Source organism: Clavibacter michiganensis subsp. tessellarius (assembly GCF_021922985.1).
Classification (GTDB): domain Bacteria; phylum Actinomycetota; class Actinomycetes; order Actinomycetales; family Microbacteriaceae; genus Clavibacter; species Clavibacter tessellarius.
This window is the reverse complement of sequence record NZ_CP040788.1, coordinates 360,274-377,970: the sequence shown is the minus strand read 5'-3', so window position 1 is coordinate 377,970 and position 17,697 is coordinate 360,274. Positions and strand designations below refer to the sequence as shown.

Below are 17,697 nucleotides of genomic sequence, written 5' to 3'. Positions count from 1 at the left end.
CGGTCTCGGTCGGTGGCGGATCGTGTGGCGTCAGCGCGTCAGCGCTTGGCCTTCACGATCTGCTCCTGGTTGACGTCCTCGGCCTTGGTCGCCTCGAACTTCTCCGAGCCGACGGAGGCGAGCGGCTTGCCCTCGCCCGTCTGGAACTCGAGCTTGAACGCGTCCACGGCCTTGTCCATCGCGTCGACGATGTCGTCGGTGAGGACGTTCTTCTCCTTGAGCTGCGACAGCACCTCCGTGTTGCGGTGGAGGTGGTCGAGCAGCTCGCGCTCGAAGCGCAGGATGTCCTCGACGGGGACCTCGTCGAGCTTGCCCTTCGTGCCCGCCCAGATCGAGACGACCTGCTCCTCGATGGGGAACGGCGAGTACTGGGGCTGCTTGAGCAGCTCGGTGAGGCGCGCGCCGCGGGCGAGCTGGCGACGGCTGGCCGCGTCGAGGTCGGACGCGAAGATCGCGAACGCCTCGAGGGAGCGGTACTGCGCGAGCTCGAGCTTGAGCGTGCCGGAGACCTTCTTGATGCTCTTCACCTGGGCGTCGCCGCCGACGCGGGAGACCGAGATGCCGACGTCGACCGCAGGACGCTGGTTGGCGTTGAAGAGGTCGGACTGCAGGAAGATCTGGCCGTCGGTGATCGAGATCACGTTGGTGGGGATGTACGCCGAGACGTCGTTCGCCTTCGTCTCGATGATGGGCAGGCCCGTCATCGATCCGGCGCCCAGCTCGTCCGAGAGCTTGGCGCAGCGCTCGAGCAGGCGGGAGTGCAGGTAGAACACGTCGCCGGGGTACGCCTCGCGTCCCGGCGGACGGCGCAGGAGGAGGGAGACGGCGCGGTAGGCCTCGGCCTGCTTGGACAGGTCGTCGAAGATGATGAGGACGTGCTTGCCGCCGTACATCCAGTGCTGGCCGATGGCCGAGCCGGTGTAGGGCGCGAGGTACTTGAAGCCGGCGGGGTCGGACGCGGGGGACGCGACGATGGTCGTGTACTCCATGGCGCCGGCCTCCTCGAGGGCACCCTTCACCGAGGCGATGGTCGAGCCCTTCTGGCCGATGGCGACGTAGATGCAGCGCACCTGCTTGTTCGTGTCGCCGGACTCCCAGTTGGCCTTCTGGTTGATGATCGTGTCGATCGCGATGGCCGTCTTGCCGGTCTGGCGGTCGCCGATGATGAGCTGGCGCTGGCCGCGGCCGATCGGGATCATGGCGTCGATGGCCTTGATGCCGGTCTGCATGGGCTCGTGCACGCTCTTGCGCTGCATGACCCCGGGCGCCTGGAGCTCGAGGGCGCGGCGGCCCTCGGTCGCGATCTCGCCCTGGCCGTCGATGGGGTTGCCCAGCGGGTCCACGACGCGGCCGAGGTAGCCGTCGCCGACGGGGACGGAGAGCACCTCGCCGGTGCGGCGCACCTCCATGCCCTCCTCGATGCCGGCGAACTCGCCGAGCACGATGACGCCGATCTCGCTCTCCTCGAGGTTCTGGGCGAGGCCCAGGGTCCCGTCGGCGAACGTGATGAGCTCGTTGGCCATGACGCCGGGCAGGCCCTGCACGTGGGCGATTCCGTCGCCCGCGTCGAGCACGTAGCCGACCTCTTCGGTCGAGGCCTTGCCGGGCTCGTAGGACTGCACGAAGTCCTTGAGCGCGTCCCGGATCTCGTCGGGGCTGATCGAAAGTTCTGCCATCTTCTTTCCCTTTGCATTCACGAGAGCGGACGGCTCCCGAGGTGACGCCCGCCGGTCAGGCGAACTGGAGTCTCAAATCGTTGATCCTGGTGGCGACGCTGCCGTCGATGACGTCGTCGCCGATCTGCACGCGGAGGCCGCCGACGAGGTCGCGGTCCACGACCTCGTTCAGCTCCACCCGCCGCGAGTAGCGGCGGCTGAGGGCCTGCGCCAGGCGCTCCGACTGCTCGGGCGACAGGGGCGAGGCGACGCGGACGGTCGCGATGGTGAGGCCCGCCTGGTCGGCCACGAGCGTGGCGGCGTGGCGGATGAGCTCCCCCATGCGGCGGCCGCGGGGCTGCTGCACGAGCTGCTCGACGATGACCACGGTCTGCGCGGACGCCCGGCCGTCGAGGAGACGGTGGACGAGCGTCGACTTCGCCTGCGCGTCGCCGAGCTTGTCGCCGAGCGCCAGCTCCAGCGCGTCGTCGGTGGAGACGGCGCGGCCGAAGGTGAACAGCTCCGCCTCGATGGGCGTGCCCTCGGGCGCCGAGATCGCCACGGCACGGATGCCGAGCTCCTCGATGCCCGCCAGCAGCTCGCCGTTCGACGACCAGCGGCCGTCGACGACCGCGCGGAGGACGCGCAGCGCCGGCTCCTGGACGGTGGGGCCGAAGACCCGGTCCACGATGGCGTGCTTGACCTCCGGCGCGATGCCGGTGTCGGCCAGCGCGGAGAGCAGGTGCGTGGATCCGCCGATGGCGCGACCGGCCCCGAGGAGCTGCTCGGCCGTCGACAGGTCGACGCCCCCGAGCTCCACGAGGACGCGGCGGGCCGACTCCAGCGATGCGCGCGATGCACTGCCCATCAGCTGGCGGATCCGGTCCTGCCGGCGGTCTCGCTGGCCTCCAGGTCGGCGAGGAACCGGTCGACGAGCGCGGTGGAGCGCTGGTCGTCCGTGAGGCTCTGCCCGATGACCCCCGACGCGAGGTCGATCGCGAGCGATCCGACCTCGGAGCGGAGCGAGACGACCGCCTGCTGGCGCTCCGCCTCGATCTGCGACTGCGCGCTGGCGGTGATCCGGGCGGCGTCGGCCGTGGCCTGCTCCTTGATCTCCGCGGCGATGCGCTGGGCGTCGACGCGGGCCTGCTCGCGGATGCGACCGGCCTCGGCACGCGCCTCGGCGAGCTGAGCGGTCAGCTCCTCCTTGGCGGCGTCCGCCTCGGCCTGCGCGCGCTCGGCCTTCTCGATGCCGCCCGCGATCGCCTCGGAGCGCGCGTCGAGCAGCTTGTACACGCGCGGGAGCGCGTACTTCCAGATGACCAGCAGGAGGACGACGAACACGACCGCCGACCACACGATGTCGTAGACAGCGGGCAGCAGGATGCTCTGCGTCGTTTCTTCACCTGCCGCCATCACGTTGTGGGGCGAGATCATGCGCGTGGTCCTTACTGGAAGATGAAGTAGGTCGCGAGGCCGATCAGGCCGAGCGCCTCGGAGAACGCGATGCCGAGGAACATCGTGGTCTGCAGGCGGCCCGCGATCTCGGGCTGGCGCGCGATGGCCTCGACGGTCTTCCCGGCGACGATGCCGACACCGATGCCGGGGCCGATCGCGGCGAGACCGTAGCCGACGGTCGCGATGTTGCCGTTGATCTCGGCGAGAATGATGGGATCCACTGGGGTTTCCTTCCGGTTGGGTGATCTCGTGGGTGGACGAGATCGCTTAGTGCTCCTCCGCCACGGCCAGCTGGATGTAGACAGCCGTGAGGAGGGCGAAGATGTAGGCCTGCAGGACCGCGACGAGCAGCTCGAAGAGCGTGAACGCGAAGCCGAGGACGAGGGTTCCGGCGCCCAGGAACTTGAGGGCGCCCTGCGACTCGAAGAGGAAGAACCACGTCGCGGAGAAGCAGAGGACCAGCAGGAGGTGCCCCGCGACCATGTTCATCAGGAGTCGCAGCGTGAGCGCGACGGGCCGGATGATGAAGGTCGACAGGAACTCGATGGGCGTCAGCAGGATGTAGATGGGCCACGGTGCGCCGGCCGGGAAGAGGCTGTTCTTGAAGAAGCCCACTCCCCTGTCCTTGATGCCCGCGTAGATGAACGTGATGTACGCGATGACCGCGAGGAGCATCGGGAGGCCGATGACCGACGTGCCGGCGATGTTGAGGAACGGGATGATGCCCGTGACGTTCATGCCGACGACGAGGAAGAAGATCGTCGCGAGGATCGGGAGGAAGCGCTTGCCGTCCTTCTTGCCCAGGATGTCCTCGGCGATGTTCACGCGGACGAAGTCGACGCTCATCTCCATGAGGTTCTGCGCGCGGCCGGGGACGAGCGTGAGCTTCCGGGTGCCGAGGACGAAGACGACCACGAGCACCGCGAGGACCAGGAGGCGGATCAGCATGATCCGGTTCAGGTCGAAGCCCGTGCCCTCGAAGAAGGCGATCGGCGGGAAGAACTCCCCGATGGTGGGAGCGTGGAACCCCTCACCCGAGTCTTCAGCGGCGAGGGTGATGATGCGTGGTGCAGCGATGGCTAACAGCGCTATCTCCTGTTTCGGGGCGTGGAGCGCGAGCTCTCGCGGCGACGAACGGATGGGGTGAGAAGACGCCGGCGTGAGGTGGTTCTGGGCACGGCCCGACGGGAATCGTCTTGAGAGAGACTACCAACAATGAGGGTGCCCTGACTAATCGCGTCGCACACGACTCCGGCACCCGCGTGCGGATCAGCTGCGGGGCAGCTGCGCGTCGCTCACGTAGGGCATGCGGGCGCGGCTGATGACCACGACGTCCATCACGAGGGCCCCGATGACGCCCACCACGATGGTCACGAAGAGCACCACGAGGTTGATCCAGGGCTGCTCCTTGAGCGCCAGCGTGATGGCGAGGAACACGCCGAATTTCACGACCCAGGCGCCCAGCACGATGCCGAAGAAGAGCTGCGGGTAGCTGTCGGAGGCCTGGAACCGCTGGGCGAAGAGGATGCTGCCGGCGGTGATGCCGAGGAACACCAGCGCCATGGCGCTGCCGATGACGGCGCTGACGACGCCGCGACCGCCGTCGACCGCGAAGCCGACGATGCCGCCGACGACGGCGATGGCGAGGGCCAGCAGGGCGCCCGCCACGAGGATGCGGGTGAACACGGCCTGCGCGGGCGTGCGGCCGGTCGTCCCGGGGGCGCTCGTGTGGTCGGTCATGCGGTCTCCTTGTGGTCCCCCGCGTGCGGGAGGTCGGTGGGTCGGGTCGGTGGGGAGCTGTGCGCGAGACCGGCGTGCTCGCGCTCCACGGTCTGGAGCTCGGACTCCGTGAGGCGCGCGAGGGGGCGGTCGCCCGCGGCCTCGTCGAGCGGGTCGTAGGCCGCGGCGTCGTCGGAGTCCGCGTCGGCGGGGACGAGCTGCGCGGCAGCCTCGAGGCGCTTGCGACGGCTGAGCGGGGCGAGCGTGACCACGGCGCAGGCGATCATGCCGACGACGATGAAGCCGACGCCCCAGGCGTAGGGCTGCACGACGAACATCAGGAGGCAGCCGGCGGAGACGACGCCCGTCCACGCGTAGAAGATGAGCGTGGCGTGCAGGCGGGAGTGGCCCATGTCGAGCAGGCGGTGGTGGAGGTGCTTGCGGTCGGCGCTGAAGGGCGACTTGCCGGCCTTGAGCCGGCGGAAGACGGCGAGGGCGAAGTCGAGCAGCGGCACGATGAGGATCGCGAACGGCAGCAGGATCGGCAGGAACGCGGGCAGCAGCTGAGAGCGGCCGAAGGTCTCCGGGTTCGGGTCGATCTCGCCCGTGACGGCGATGGCGCTCGTGGCCATGAGGAGGCCGACGAGCAGCGCGCCCGCGTCGCCCATGAAGAGCTTCGCCGGGTGCCAGTTGAAGGGCAGGAAGCCGAGGCAGGCGCCGATGAGGATCGCGCTGATGAGCGACGCGAGGTTGAACCGCTCGGTCTGGCCGGTGGCCGTGTCCGAGAGCAGGAAGCTGTAGAGGAAGAAGGCGCCGTTCGCGATGATCGCGACGCCGGCGACGAGGCCGTCGAGGCCGTCGATGAAGTTGACGGCGTTCATGACGAGGACGATGGCGAAGATCGTCAGCATGATCGACATCTGCGAGGAGCCGACCGTGAGGCCGCCGATGGGGAGCGACGAGATGGCGACGCCCTGCCAGGCGAGGAGGCCGGCGGCGAGGATCTGGCCGGCGAGCTTGATCATCCAGTCGAGGTCGTAGATGTCGTCGAGCACGCCGATGACGACGATCATCAGCGCGGCGCCGAGGATCGCGATCACGGGACCGGGCCGGTCGAAGACGAGGCCGAACCAGCTCACCTGCGAGGCCACCGCGAACGCGACGAGGATGCCCGCGAACATGGCGACGCCGCCGAGCCGGGGCGTGGGGCGCGTGTGCACGTCGCGGGCGCGGATCGCCGGGTAGAGCTTGAAGCGGTAGCCGAGCTTCATCACGACCATCGAGAGCACGAGCGTGATGACCGCGGAGACGACCGCCATGGCGGCGTAGTAGGTCACCGGGGGTGCGCGGGCGGATCCGCGGAGGGCTCGGACGCCGACGGCTCGGTCGCGGCAGGCTCGGACGGCTCGGCCGCGGGCTCGACGAAGGTCGGGTACGTGGAGGGGTCGTCGGCGGCCGGGGCGTCGGCGGCGGAGGGCGCGTCGGCGGCGACCGAGGACGGCGCATCCACGGCGGGGGCGTCGCGCTCGGCCCCCTTGGCGATGCCGCGCGGGGCCTCGGGCTCGTCGGGGGTCGCGGGGGCGGCGGCGTCGGGGCCGGCGGCGCCCGCGTCGTCGGCCGGCTCGCTCGGGGCCGCGACGACGGGCTCGAGCTCGTCGCCGATGAGCTGCTGGATCTGCGCGCGCGTGACGGCGCCCTCGCGGACGATGCGGACGCGGCCGCCCGCCTCCGTGACGCGCGAGGCGTCGACGATGGTCGAGGCCGCTCCCCCGGCGGCGCCGCCGTCGAGGAAGACGTCGACGCTCGCGCCGAGCTGGTCGACGGCCTCCTGGGCGGTCGCCGCCGCCGGCTGCCCGGTCCTGTTCGCGGACGACACCGCGAGCGGGCCCGTCTCCGCGAGGAGCTCGAGCGCGACGGAGTTCGCGGGCATGCGGAGCGCGACGGTGCCGCGCGTCTCGCCGAGGTCCCACACGAGCGACGGCTGCGCCACGAGGATCACGGTGAGGCCGCCGGGCCAGAACTCGTCGACCAGGCGGCGGACGACGTCGGGCACGAAGTCGGCGAGGGCGTCGAGCGTGGACTGCCCGGGGATGAGGACGGGCGGCGGCGCGTCGCGTCCGCGGCCCTTCGCGTCGAGGAGGCGCTGGACGGCGTCCGGGTTGAAGGCGTCGGCGGCGATGCCGTAGACCGTGTCCGTGGGGATGACGACGACCTCGCCGCGGCCCACCGCCTGTCGGGCGAGTCTCATGCCGGTGAGGAGGTCGGTGTCGACTGAGCAGTCGTAGATGCGCGCCATGTCGTCGCTCATCGTAGCCGAGCGCGCGCCCGCGGCCCTGAGCGGAGGATCCGCGTGGCGGCACCCGTCGCACGCGGGTCCGCGAGTCGGCGCCGACGGCCCGGGAGGATCCGCGCGACCGGACCGGCCGCATACTGGGGCGGATGACCTCCGCGCCCTCCCCCTCGCCCGCCGCCGGGCTCCTGTTCGTGTTCGACAGGGACGACGTGCTCTATGACCACGACTGGCGGGGGCCGGCCGACCGGATCACGGCGGCGACGGGCCACGACATCGCGGAGCTCCGCCGCCGCTGGTACAACGACGACGGCGAGTGGGCGGCCGAGGCGGGGCGGTTCGACGCCGACTCCTACCTGCCCGCGTTCTGCGCCGCGGTGGGCGTCGAGCTCGACGAGGACGAGTGGGTGCGCCGCCGCCGCGCGTCCATGACGGTGCGGCCGCAGGCGCTCGAGGCCGTGGCGCGGGCGCGGGAGGCCGGGCGGATCACGCTGCTCACCAACAACAACGCCCTCGCCGCCCGGCACCTCCCGACGCTCGCGCCCGAGCTCGTGCCGCTGTTCGGCCTCGAGCACCTGCGGACCTCGAGCGGCTACGGCGCGCGGAAGCCCGATCCGGCCGTGTTCCGCGGCGTGCTCGCCGCCTACGCGCAGCCAGCGACGCGCACCTTCTTCGCAGACGACCGGATCGACAACGTGGAGTCCGCGCGCGGGCTCGGCATCACCGGCCACCACGTGCGCGGGGACGGCGACCTGCTGCCCGCGGTCGAGCGCTTCATCCGGGCGCAGCAGGGCTGACCGGCTCTCCGCGGCGGAGCGCGGCGGGCGTCCGCGGGCCACGCCGACCCGCGACGCGGACGGGACCGGGTGCGCGGGCGCGCGCGCCGGGCGTCAGCGGACGGCGGTGGTCGCGCGGTCGCGCCGCGTGAGGTCCTCGTGCGTCCGGGTCTGGCGCCAGCCGTCGGCGTCGAGCAGCGCGCGGATCGCCGCGCCCTGCAGCTCGCCGTGCTCGATGACGAGCGCGCCGCCGGGGTGCAGCAGCCGCCGGGCGGTCCGCGAGACGAGCCGTACGACGTCAAGCCCGTCGGCGCCGCCGTAGAGGGCGAGGGCGGGATCGTGCAGGCGGACCTCGGGGTCGCGCGGCACCGCGTCGACCGGGATGTACGGCGGGTTCGACACGACGACGGACACCGTGCCGTCGAGCTCGGGGAACGCGTCGGCGAGGTCGCCGAGCACGAGGTCCACGCCGGGGGCGAGGCGGGCGACGTTGCGGGCGGTCCACGCGTGCGCCTCGGGCGACACCTCTATCGCGTGCACCCGGGAGTGCGGCACCTCCGTGGCGAGCGCGAGCGCGAGGGCGCCGGATCCCGTGCCGAGGTCGACCGCGACGGGCGCCTCCCCCGGCGCGGCGGACAGCGCGTCGATCGCGAGCTGCGCGACGTGCTCGGTCTCGGGGCGCGGCACGAAGACGCCGGGGCCCACGCGGAGCTCCAGCGAGCGGAAGTGCGCGACGCCCGTGATGTGCTGCAGCGGCTCGCGGCGGGCCCGACGGGCGGCCAGCTCGAGGACGCGCGCGGCGTCAGCGGGGTCGACCGCGGCCCGCGTGATCGCGCGGGACTGCACCTGCCCGCGCGACAGGTCGAGCACGTGCCCGATCAGCAGCTCCGCGTCGACCGCGGGATCCTCGATCCCGGCCGCGGCGAGCGTCGACCCGACGCGCATGCGGAGGGCGTCGACCGTGGCGGGGACGCCCTCCCCGTCAGCCACGGGCGCGGGGGCCGCGGGCGGCGGCGGGCACGACGCCCGGGACGGTCGCGCGGATCACGCGTCCGTCCCGAGCGCGTCGAGCCGCGCCTCCTCGTCGGCCTGGATGCAGGAGTCCACGACCGGGTCGAGGGCGCCGTCCATCACCGCGTCGAGGTTGTACGCCTTGTACCCGGTGCGGTGGTCCGCGATGCGGTTCTCCGGGTAGTTGTACGTGCGGATGCGCTCCGACCGGTCCATCGTGCGGATCTGGCTGCGGCGCACGGCCGAGGCCTCCGCGTCGATCTCCTCCTGCTGCTTCGCGAGGACGCGCGCGCGGAGCACGCGCATGCCGGCCTCGCGGTTCTGCAGCTGGCTCTTCTCGTTCTGCATCGCGACCACGATGCCCGTGGGCAGGTGGGTGATGCGGACGGCGGAGTCGGTCGTGTTGACCGACTGGCCGCCGGGGCCGGACGAGCGGTAGACGTCGATCTTGAGGTCGTTGGGGTCGATGGCGACCTCCTCCACCTCCTCGACCTCGGGGATCACGAGCACGCCCGCGGCCGAGGTGTGGATGCGGCCCTGCGACTCGGTGGCCGGCACGCGCTGCACGCGGTGCACGCCGCCCTCGTACTTGAGGTGCGCCCACACGCCGAGCGCGGGGTCGTCGGACGTGCCCTTGATCGCGACCTGCACGTCCTTGTAGCCGCCGAGGTCGCTCTGCGTCTGGCTGAGGACCTCCGTCTTCCAGCGGCGGGACTCCGCGTAGTGCAGGTACATCCGCAGGAGGTCGGCGGCGAACAGCGCGGACTCCGCGCCGCCCTCGCCCATCTTGATCTCCATGATGACGTCGCGCGCGTCGTCGGGGTCGCGCGGGATCAGGAGGCGCCGGAGCTTCTCCTGCGCCGCATCGAGCGCCTGCTCGAGGCCGGGGATCTCGTCGGCGAACGCCGGGTCCTCCTCGGCCAGCTCGCGGGCGGCCGCGAGGTCGTCGCCGAGCTGGGTCCACTCCGCGTGCGCGGCGACGATCCGGCTCAGCTCCGCGTAGCGGCGGTTGACCTTGCGCGAGCGCGACGCGTCGGCGTGCAGCTCGGGGTCGCCCAGCTGCTGCTGGAGCTCCTCGTGCTCCTCCAGCAGCTGGACGACGGACTCGAACACGCGTCAGCCCTTCTCGTGCGCGCCGTGCCCGTGGCTCTGGTGGGACTGGCCGTTCGCGGTGTTGGGCATGGAGGCCTGGACCTTCATGAGGAACTCGACGTTGGAGGTCGTCTCCTTGAGGCGGCTGAGGACGATCTCGAGGGCCTGCTGCTGCTCGAGCCCGGCGAGGGCGCGGCGCAGCTTCCAGGTGACCTTGACCTCGTCGGCGCCCATGAGCATCTCCTCGCGGCGCGTGCCGGAGGCGTTCACGTCGACGGCCGGGAAGATCCGCTTGTCGGCGAGGGCGCGGGAGAGGCGGAGCTCCATGTTGCCGGTGCCCTTGAACTCCTCGAAGATGACCTCGTCCATCTTGGACCCGGTCTCCACGAGCGCCGTGGCGAGGATCGTGAGCGATCCGCCGTGCTCGATGTTGCGCGCCGCGCCGAAGAAGCGCTTCGGCGGGTAGAGCGCCGACGAGTCGACGCCGCCCGAGAGGATCCGGCCGGATGCGGGAGCCGCGAGGTTGTACGCGCGGCCGAGGCGGGTGATGGAGTCGAGCAGCACGACCACGTCGTGGCCGAGCTCCACGAGGCGCTTGGCGCGCTCGATGGCGAGCTCGGCGACCGTGGTGTGGTCCTCGGCGGGACGGTCGAAGGTGGAGGCGATGACCTCGCCCTTCACCGTGCGCTGCATGTCGGTGACCTCCTCGGGACGCTCGTCGACCAGCACGACCATGAGGTGGACCTCGGGGTTGTTGGTGGCGATGGCGTTCGCGATGGCCTGGAGCACGAGCGTCTTGCCGGCCTTGGGCGGCGAGACGATGAGGCCGCGCTGGCCCTTGCCGATCGGCGACACGAGGTCGATGATCCGCGTCGTGAGCTTGTTCGGCTCGGTCTCGAGGCTGAGGCGGTCCTGCGGGTAGAGCGGCGTGAGCTTGCCGAACTCGACGCGGTTCGCGGCCTCCTCGGGCGGCAGGCCGTTGACCGAGTCGATCTTCACGATGGCGTTGTACTTCTGGCGGCTCTGGCTGTCGTTCTCGCGCGGCTGGCGGATGGCGCCGACGATGGCGTCGCCCTTGCGCAGCGAGTGCTTCTTGACCTGGCCGAGCGAGACGTAGACGTCGTTCGTGCCGGGCAGGTAGCCGCTCGTGCGGACGAAGGCGTAGTTGTCGAGCACGTCGAGGATGCCCGCGACGGGCAGGAGGACGTCGTCCTCGGTCACCTCGGGCTCGAAGTCGTCGCCGCCCTGGCCGCGGCCGCGCTTGCGGTCGCGGTAGCGGCTGCGGCCGCTGCGGTCGTCGTCGCGGCCGAGGTCGGCGCGCGCCTGGTCGGCGCGGACGTCCTGCTGGCGGTCGCCCTGGCCGCGGCCGTTCTGGCGCTGGCGGCCGGTGCGGGCCTCCTCCTGCGCCTCGTCGTCGGCGTCCTGCTCGCGCGGGGCCTGCTCGCGGGGCGCCTGGTCGCGGCCGCCCTGCTGCTGGTCGTCCTGGTCGCGCCCGCGGTCGCGGTTGCGGCGGTTGCGGCTGCGGTTGCGTCCGCCCTCGCGTCCCTCGCGGCCCTGGTCGTCGCGGCGTCCGCCCTGGTCGTCGGCGTCGCGCTCGTCGCCGGAGGTCGACGCGTCGGTCGCGGCCTCGGCGGGGGCGTCCTGCGCGCGGTCGGCCTGCGCGGCCTGGCCGTTCTGGCCGGACTGGCCGCCCTGGCCGTTCTGGTCGTCGCGTCCTCCGCGACGGCGGCCGCGGCCGCGGCGCTCGGAGCCCTGCTCCGGGGCGGACTCGGCGCCGTCCTCGGCGGCGGGCGCCGCGGCGTCGTCCGTCGGGACGAGCTGGTCGGCGGTCTGGCCGCTGTTGACGTGCTGGGCTGCCTGGCGCGGGGCCTCGGCGGCGGGGTCCACGACGCCGGAGCTCGTGGCGCGGCGCGATCCGCGACGCGCGGCGGGCGCCTCGGCGCGGGTCGCGGGGGCGGCGTCCGCGGTGCGCGGCGCGTCGGAGGAGGAGGCCGTGGCGGTGGCCTCGGCGATGCGGGCCTCGAGGCCGGTGCTCGCGGGCTCGGCGGCGGCCGGGGCCTCGACGGGCTCCGCGATGCGCTCGGGCACGATGCGGGCGGTGGTGGCGCGCCGGGATCCGCGGCCGGAGCGGGCGGGCTGCTCGGCCGGCGCGTCGGCGACGGGCGCCTCCGCGGCGGGGGCCTCGGCCGGGGCCTCGACGGGAGCGGCGTCCTCGACGACGGGCTCGGCGACGGGGGTCTCGGACGGAGCGGCGGGCGCGGCGTCCTCGGCGGCGGGGGCCTCGGGGGCGCTGGCCTCGGCGGCGGGCGCCTGGTCGGCGGGGGCCCCGTCGGCGGGGACGGTCAGCTCGCGGGCGGCCTGGATCTCGGAGATCGCGGCCACGAGCTCGCCCTTGCGGAGCTTGGAGCCGCCCGGGATCCCGAGCTCGGAGGCGATGGCCTGGAGCTGCGAGACGCGGAGCGTGCTCAGGTCGGCGCCGGAGGCGCGGGTGTCGACATCGGTCATGTTCGTGGGTCCTTTCCCCGATCCGCCGGGACGAAGCCCGTGCGGAGGAGAGCCGAAGGCGTGTGTCTCCGCCGAGCGGCGGACGGTCTGATTCCGTCCGGAGCTGCTGTCGCGCACGAAGGCGCGGGATCTGGCGGGGACGACAGCGGGTGAGTGGTGAGAACGACCACCGGGACCGGATCTCCGACGCTCAAGCGTGGATCCGTCGACCCCGGGGTCGTGACGATCCTAGCACCCGGCGCCCGGCCCGTGCGGGGAACGGCGCGCCGGGTCCGCAGGACCGCGCGATCCGGCTAGCGGGAGGGGGCGGAGCCCGCGTCGACGACCTGCACGGTGGATCCCTTGACGTCGACGGCGAGCATCAGCGCCTGCCACGGCGTGCTGCCGTGGTCGGCGACCAGCTGGGCCGCGGTCAGCCGCTGGCCCGGGTCGCTGCCGAGCACGAGGAGCGACGGGCCCGCGCCGGAGACGACGGCCGCGAAGCCCGCCTCGCGGAGCAGGTGGACGAGCGCGTTCGTCTCCGGCATGGCGGCCGCGCGGTAGTCCTGGTGCAGGCGGTCCTCGGTGGCCGCGAGCAGCAGCTCGGGGCTCTGGATGAGGGCCGCGATGAGCAGGGCCGACCGCGACACGTTGAAGATCGCGTCCTCGTGCGGCACGGACTCCGGCTGGAGGCTGCGGGCGAGCGCGGTGGACATGGTGGCGACGGGCACGAGCACGAGCGGCGAGACGCCGCGGTGCACGGCGAGCTTCTTGTGCTGCGGTCCGGTCTCGTCGACCCACGCGATGGTGAGGCCGCCGAAGAGGGCGGGCGCCACGTTGTCCGGGTGGCCCTCCATCTCGGTCGCGAGGCGGAGGAGCGCGTCGGCGTCGATCTCGACGGTGCCGGCGAGGAGGCCCTGCGCCGCCATGATCCCCGACACGATGGCGGCGCCGGACGAGCCGAGGCCGCGGCCGTGCGGGATCCGGTTCTCGGCGACGAGGTCGAGGCCGGGCATCGGCTGGTCGAACGCGGCGAAGGTGTGGGCGATGGCGGTGACGACGAGGTTCGTCTCGTCGGTGGGCACCTCGCCCGCGCCGACGCCGCGCACGTCGACCGTGGCGCCGGGCGCGTCGCGCACCGTCACCGTGAGGTCGTCGTAGAGCGCGAGCGCGAGGCCGAGCGTGTCGAAGCCGGGGCCGAGGTTGGCGCTCGTCGCGGGCACGCGCACCTGCACGCGGCGCCCGACGGGGAGCGCCGTGGTCATCGGACCGTCGGTCACGACGCGACCAGGTCGAGCACGCCCGCGATCTCGGCGACGTCGACGCCCACGCTCGTGGGGGCGACGTCCGATCCGTCGGCCGTGCGGAGCGCCCACTGCGGGTCCTTGAGGCCGTGGCCCGTGACCGTGAGGACGACCTTCGCGCCCTTCGGGATCTGCCCGGCCTCGGCGCGCTCGAGGAGCCCGGCGACGCTGATGGCCGACGCGGGCTCGACGAAGATGCCGACCTCGGCGGAGAGGATGCGGTGCGCCTCGAGGATCCGTGCGTCCGAGATGGCGCCGAAGTAGCCGTCGGTGAGCAGCTGCGCCTCGAGGGCCAGCTTCCACGAGGCGGGGTTGCCGATGCGGATGGCGCTGGCGATCGTGTCGGGGTCCTTGACGATGGCGCCGTCGACGATGGGCGCGCTGCCCGCGGCCTGGAAGCCGAACATGCGGGGCAGCTTCGTGGCGTTGCCCGCCTCGAGGTCCTCGCGGTAGCCGCGCGTGTACGCGGTGTAGTTGCCGGCGTTGCCGACGGGGATGAAGTGGAAGTCGGGCGCGTCGCCCAGGACCTCGACGACCTCGAACGCGCCGGTCTTCTGGCCCTCGATGCGGTCGTTGTTCACGGAGTTGACGAGGTGCACCGGGTAGTTCGCGCTGAGCTCGCGGGCGATGTCGAGGCAGTCGTCGAAGTTGCCGCGCACCTGGAGCAGCTGCGCGTCGTGGGCGACGGCCTGGCTGAGCTTGCCCATCGCGATCTTGCCCTCGGGCACGAGCACGGCGGCCGTGATGCCCGCGTGCGTCGCGTACGCCGCGGCCGACGCGGAGGTGTTGCCGGTGGACGCGCAGATGACGGCCTTGGCGCCGTGCTCGACGGCCTTGGATATGGCCATCGTCATGCCGCGGTCCTTGAAGGAGCCGGTGGGGTTCATGCCCTCGTACTTGACCCACACGTCGGCGCCCGTGCGGGCGGACAGCGCGGGCGCGGGGATGAGCGGCGTGCCGCCCTCGCCGAGCGTGATGATCGGGGTGGCGTCCGTGACGTCGAGGCGGTCGGCGTATTCGCGGAGCAGTCCGCGCCATTGGTGGGCCATCAGGCTCCTTCTACTCGGAGGACGCTCGCGACTGCCGTCACCGCGTCGAGGTTCGACACCGCGTCGACGGTGGCCCGGAGGGCCGCGTCGGTGGCGCGGTGCGTGCCGATCACCAGGCTAGCGGTGGGCCGGTCGCCCGCCCCTCCCGCCACGGGCGCCTGGTGCGTGGTCTGCTCGAGCGTCTCCACGGAGACGCCCTGCTCGCTGAACAGGTGCGCGATGCGGGCGAGCACGCCCGGCTCGTCCGCCACCTGGAGCGTGATCTGGTACTGGGTCGTGATCGCGCCGACGGGCAGCGTCTCGAGGTCCGCGTGCGTCGACTCCGCGACGCCGGGGCCGCCGACGACGTGGCGGCGCGCGGCCGAGACGACGTCGCCGAGCACGGCCGACGCGGTCTGCACTCCCCCGGCGCCCGCGCCGTAGAACATGAGGTCGCCCGCGGCCTCGGCCTCGACGAACACGGCGTTGTTGGCGCCGTGCACGGCCGCGAGCGGGTGGTCGCGCGGCACGAGCGCCGGGTACACGCGGGCGGAGACGCCGTCGCGGCCGGTCTCGGGATCCGTGAGGCGCTCGCAGATGGCGAGCAGCTTGATCACGTAGCCGGCCTTGCGGGCCGACGCGAACTGCGCGGGCGCGAGGCCCGTGATGCCCTCGCGGTGCACGGCCTCGACCGGCACGCGCGTGTGGAAGGCGAGGCTCGCGAGGATGGCCGCCTTCTGGGCCGCGTCGTGGCCCTCGATGTCGGCGGTCGGATCCGCCTCCGCGTAGCCGAGCTCGGTGGCCGTCGCGAGGGCCTCGTCGAAGCCGAGCCCGTGCGTGTCCATCTCGTCGAGGATGTAGTTCGTCGTGCCGTTGACGATGCCGAGGATCCGCTCGACCCGGTCGCCCGCGAGGCTGTCGCGCAGCGGACGGATGATGGGGATCGCGCCCGCGACCGCGGCCTCGTAGTAGAGCTGCGCGCCCACCTGCTCGGCCGCCTCGAACAGCTCCGGCCCGTGGGTGGCGAGCAGGGCCTTGTTCGCGGTGACGACGTCGGCGCCCGAGCGGATGGCCGCGAGGATGTGGGTGCGCGCGGGCTCGATGCCGCCCATCAGCTCGATGACGATGTCGGCACCGAGGATGAGCGACTCCGCGTCCGTGGTGAGGAGCTCGCGCGGCACGGAGGCGTCGCGCGGGGCGTCCGCGTCGCGCACCGCGATGCCCACGAGCTCGAGCCGGACGCCCACGCGCTGGGCGAGCTCGTCGCCGTGCTCACGCATGAGGCGCGCCACCTGGGTGCCGACCGAGCCGCAGCCCAGCAGGGCCACGCGCAGGTTCCGGTACTCGATCATCGTGCTCCGTCCGTGTCGGGGGATGCGGCGGCCGGCGTGCCCGCGTCGCGCGCCAGCAGGTCGTCCACGGTCTCGCCGCGGACGATGACCCGCGCCTCGCCGTCGCGCACGGCGACGACGGGCGGGCGGCCGATCCAGTTGTAGTTGCTCGCGAGCGCCCAGCAGTAGGCGCCCGTCGCGGGCACGGCGACGAGGTCGTCGGCGCGCACGTCGCCGGGCAGGTAGTCGGCGTGCACGACCAGGTCGCCGCTCTCGCAGTGCTTCCCCGCGACGCGGACGAGCGCGGGGGCGGCGTCCGAGGTCCGGCCCGCCAGGCGCACGCTGTAGTCCGCCCCGTAGAGGGCGGGCCGCGCGTTGTCGCTCATGCCGCCGTCGACGCTCACGTAGCGGCGGACCGCCGTCTCGGCCTCGGCCGCGACGCGCGGGTCCTCCACGTCGCCCGTGGCGGACTCCGCCTCGGCCACCTCGCCGTCGACGCCGCCGACCGTGACGAGCACGTCCTTGACGGTGCCGACCGTGTAGAGCGTGGCGGTGGAGGGCCCCACGATGCTGCGGCCGGGCTCGACCGCGATGACGGGCACCGCGATCCCCCGACGCGCGCACTCGTCGCCCACGATGCGGGCGAGCCGCCGGGCGATCTCGGGCACGGGCACGGGCCGGTCGACGGACGTGTAGGCGATGCCGAAGCCGCCGCCGAGGTTGAGCTCGGGGACGGGGCCGTCGGCGAGGAGCCGCTCGTGCAGGTCGAGGAGCCGCCGGGCGGACTCGACGAAGGCGTCGGTCTCGAAGATCTGGCTGCCGATGTGCGCGTGCAGGCCCGTGAAGGACAGGGACGCGTGCGACCGGATGCGGGCGACGACGTCGGGCGCGTCGGCGAGCGTGATCCCGAACTTCTGGTCCTCGCGGGCGGTCGCGAGGTACTCGTGCGTGTGCGCGTGCACGCCGCTGTTCACGCGGAGGCGCACCGGCTGGACGCGGCCGTGCGATGCCGCCGCGGCGGCGATGCGCTCGACCTCGATGACGCTGTCCACGACGATCTGCCCGATGCCCGCGGCCACCGCGCGGTCGATCTCGGCGACGGACTTGTTGTTGCCGTGGAAGCCGAGGCGGGCCGGGTCCGCGCCCGCCGCGAGCGCGACGGCCAGCTCGCCGCCGGAGCAGACGTCGATGTGGAGGCCCTCCTCGACCATCCACCGGGCGACCTCGATGCTGAGGAACGCCTTGCCCGCGTAGTAGACGCGCGCGGTCGTGCCGACCCCGGCGGTCTCGCGCTCGAAGGCGGCCCGGGTCTCGGCCGCGCGGCCGCGCACGTCGGCCTCGTCGACCACGTAGAGCGGGGTGCCGAAGCGGCGGGCGAGCTCGGGGGCGGCGACCCCGGCGATGCGGAGGGCGCCGTCGGCGTCGCGGTCGGCGCCGCGGGACCACAGCCCCGGATCCAGCGCGTTCGCGTCGTCGGGCGGCAGCAGCCAGGACGGGGCCAGCGGGTTCGCGGTCACGGAGTCACCTGTTCGTACGCGGGGCGGACGTG

Annotated in this window: 16 protein-coding genes; 1 reads left to right on the top strand and 15 read right to left on the bottom strand. The window is 72.9% G+C overall.

From position 1 onward, the window contains the following. Positions 1-38 precede the first annotated feature (38 nt). The 8 genes from atpA to FGG90_RS01660 all read right to left on the bottom strand — a co-directional run bounded on the left by atpA (position 39) and on the right by FGG90_RS01660 (position 7,140). Positions 39-1,676 carry a F0F1 ATP synthase subunit alpha gene (gene atpA, locus FGG90_RS01695; protein WP_094131020.1) on the bottom strand — a complete coding sequence of 546 codons (1,638 nt, stop codon included), beginning with the start codon at positions 1,674-1,676 and terminating at the stop codon, positions 39-41. A 55-nt stretch (positions 1,677-1,731) separates the two neighbouring features. Next, the gene (locus FGG90_RS01690; RefSeq protein WP_094131022.1) at positions 1,732-2,523 is read right to left on the bottom strand and encodes a F0F1 ATP synthase subunit delta; all 792 of its coding nucleotides are present in this window, start codon (positions 2,521-2,523) and stop codon (positions 1,732-1,734) included. Continuing rightward, positions 2,523-3,092: a F0F1 ATP synthase subunit B gene (locus FGG90_RS01685; RefSeq protein ID WP_086517411.1), complete on the bottom strand. Its 570-nt coding sequence runs from the start codon at positions 3,090-3,092 to the stop codon at positions 2,523-2,525. The genes FGG90_RS01690 and FGG90_RS01685 overlap by 1 nt, the downstream gene beginning before the upstream one ends. Positions 3,093-3,103: 11 nt before the next feature. Beyond that, complete coding sequence (atpE, locus tag FGG90_RS01680) at positions 3,104-3,334, bottom strand: ATP synthase F0 subunit C (protein ID WP_063072899.1); 231 nt, start codon at positions 3,332-3,334, stop codon at positions 3,104-3,106. A gap of 46 nt (positions 3,335-3,380) precedes the next feature. Beyond that, positions 3,381-4,061, bottom strand: a complete 681-nt coding sequence (gene atpB / locus FGG90_RS01675; RefSeq protein ID WP_337249879.1) for a F0F1 ATP synthase subunit A — start codon at positions 4,059-4,061, stop codon at positions 3,381-3,383. Positions 4,062-4,382: 321 nt separating this feature from the next. After that, positions 4,383-4,853: a hypothetical protein gene (locus tag FGG90_RS01670; RefSeq protein ID WP_094131026.1), complete on the bottom strand. Its 471-nt coding sequence runs from the start codon at positions 4,851-4,853 to the stop codon at positions 4,383-4,385. Then, complete coding sequence (locus FGG90_RS01665; protein ID WP_094131028.1) at positions 4,850-6,169, bottom strand: MraY family glycosyltransferase; 1,320 nt, start codon at positions 6,167-6,169, stop codon at positions 4,850-4,852. Before FGG90_RS01665 ends, FGG90_RS01670 begins: the two co-directional genes overlap by 4 nt. Continuing rightward, on the bottom strand, positions 6,166-7,140 hold the full coding sequence (locus tag FGG90_RS01660) for an L-threonylcarbamoyladenylate synthase (RefSeq protein ID WP_237583487.1): 975 nt from the start codon (positions 7,138-7,140) through the stop codon (positions 6,166-6,168). Before FGG90_RS01660 ends, FGG90_RS01665 begins: the two co-directional genes overlap by 4 nt. Positions 7,141-7,271: 131 nt before the next feature. Between FGG90_RS01660 and FGG90_RS01655 the strand changes: the two genes are divergently transcribed. Then, on the top strand, positions 7,272-7,919 hold the full coding sequence (locus FGG90_RS01655; RefSeq protein WP_094131032.1) for an HAD family hydrolase: 648 nt from the start codon (positions 7,272-7,274) through the stop codon (positions 7,917-7,919). 93 nt (positions 7,920-8,012) lie between these two features. On the opposite strand, the gene prmC is transcribed toward FGG90_RS01655, so the two are convergent. From prmC to FGG90_RS01620, 7 genes are all read right to left on the bottom strand, one after another. Beyond that, on the bottom strand, positions 8,013-8,888 hold the full coding sequence (gene prmC / locus FGG90_RS01650; protein ID WP_094131034.1) for a peptide chain release factor N(5)-glutamine methyltransferase: 876 nt from the start codon (positions 8,886-8,888) through the stop codon (positions 8,013-8,015). A 54-nt stretch (positions 8,889-8,942) separates the two neighbouring features. Next, on the bottom strand, positions 8,943-10,022 hold the full coding sequence (gene prfA / locus FGG90_RS01645; RefSeq protein ID WP_094131036.1) for a peptide chain release factor 1: 1,080 nt from the start codon (positions 10,020-10,022) through the stop codon (positions 8,943-8,945). A 3-nt stretch (positions 10,023-10,025) separates the two neighbouring features. Next, positions 10,026-12,506: a transcription termination factor Rho gene (rho, locus tag FGG90_RS01640; protein WP_094131038.1), complete on the bottom strand. Its 2,481-nt coding sequence runs from the start codon at positions 12,504-12,506 to the stop codon at positions 10,026-10,028. A gap of 293 nt (positions 12,507-12,799) precedes the next feature. After that, complete coding sequence (thrB, locus tag FGG90_RS01635) at positions 12,800-13,750, bottom strand: homoserine kinase (protein ID WP_094131535.1); 951 nt, start codon at positions 13,748-13,750, stop codon at positions 12,800-12,802. Between the two features lie 11 nt (positions 13,751-13,761). Further along, complete coding sequence (gene thrC / locus FGG90_RS01630) at positions 13,762-14,838, bottom strand: threonine synthase (RefSeq protein WP_094131040.1); 1,077 nt, start codon at positions 14,836-14,838, stop codon at positions 13,762-13,764. Beyond that, positions 14,838-16,169, bottom strand: coding sequence for a homoserine dehydrogenase (locus FGG90_RS01625; protein ID WP_094131042.1), 1,332 nt, complete (start codon positions 16,167-16,169; stop codon positions 14,838-14,840). The genes thrC and FGG90_RS01625 overlap by 1 nt, the downstream gene beginning before the upstream one ends. After that, positions 16,166-17,665, bottom strand: coding sequence for a diaminopimelate decarboxylase family protein (locus tag FGG90_RS01620; protein WP_094131044.1), 1,500 nt, complete (start codon positions 17,663-17,665; stop codon positions 16,166-16,168). Before FGG90_RS01620 ends, FGG90_RS01625 begins: the two co-directional genes overlap by 4 nt. Between the last annotated feature and the right edge of the window lie 32 nt (positions 17,666-17,697).

Bases quoted from the DNA above. Each gene is read 5' to 3' on its own strand.
- atpA (WP_094131020.1), bottom strand. From the start codon at position 1,676: ATGGCAGAACTTTCGATCAGCCCCGACGAGATCCGGGACGCGCTCAAG.
- FGG90_RS01690 (WP_094131022.1), bottom strand. From the start codon at position 2,523: ATGGGCAGTGCATCGCGCGCATCGCTGGAGTCGGCCCGCCGCGTCCTC.
- FGG90_RS01685 (WP_086517411.1), bottom strand. From the start codon at position 3,092: ATGATCTCGCCCCACAACGTGATGGCGGCAGGTGAAGAAACGACGCAG.
- atpB (WP_337249879.1), bottom strand. From the start codon at position 4,061: ATGCTGATCCGCCTCCTGGTCCTCGCGGTGCTCGTGGTCGTCTTCGTC.
- FGG90_RS01670 (WP_094131026.1), bottom strand. From the start codon at position 4,853: ATGACCGACCACACGAGCGCCCCCGGGACGACCGGCCGCACGCCCGCG.
- FGG90_RS01660 (WP_237583487.1), bottom strand. From the start codon at position 7,140: ATGAGCGACGACATGGCGCGCATCTACGACTGCTCAGTCGACACCGAC.
- FGG90_RS01655 (WP_094131032.1), top strand. From the start codon at position 7,272: ATGACCTCCGCGCCCTCCCCCTCGCCCGCCGCCGGGCTCCTGTTCGTG.
- rho (WP_094131038.1), bottom strand. From the start codon at position 12,506: ATGACCGATGTCGACACCCGCGCCTCCGGCGCCGACCTGAGCACGCTC.
- thrB (WP_094131535.1), bottom strand. From the start codon at position 13,750: ATGACCACGGCGCTCCCCGTCGGGCGCCGCGTGCAGGTGCGCGTGCCC.
- thrC (WP_094131040.1), bottom strand. From the start codon at position 14,838: ATGGCCCACCAATGGCGCGGACTGCTCCGCGAATACGCCGACCGCCTC.
- FGG90_RS01625 (WP_094131042.1), bottom strand. From the start codon at position 16,169: ATGATCGAGTACCGGAACCTGCGCGTGGCCCTGCTGGGCTGCGGCTCG.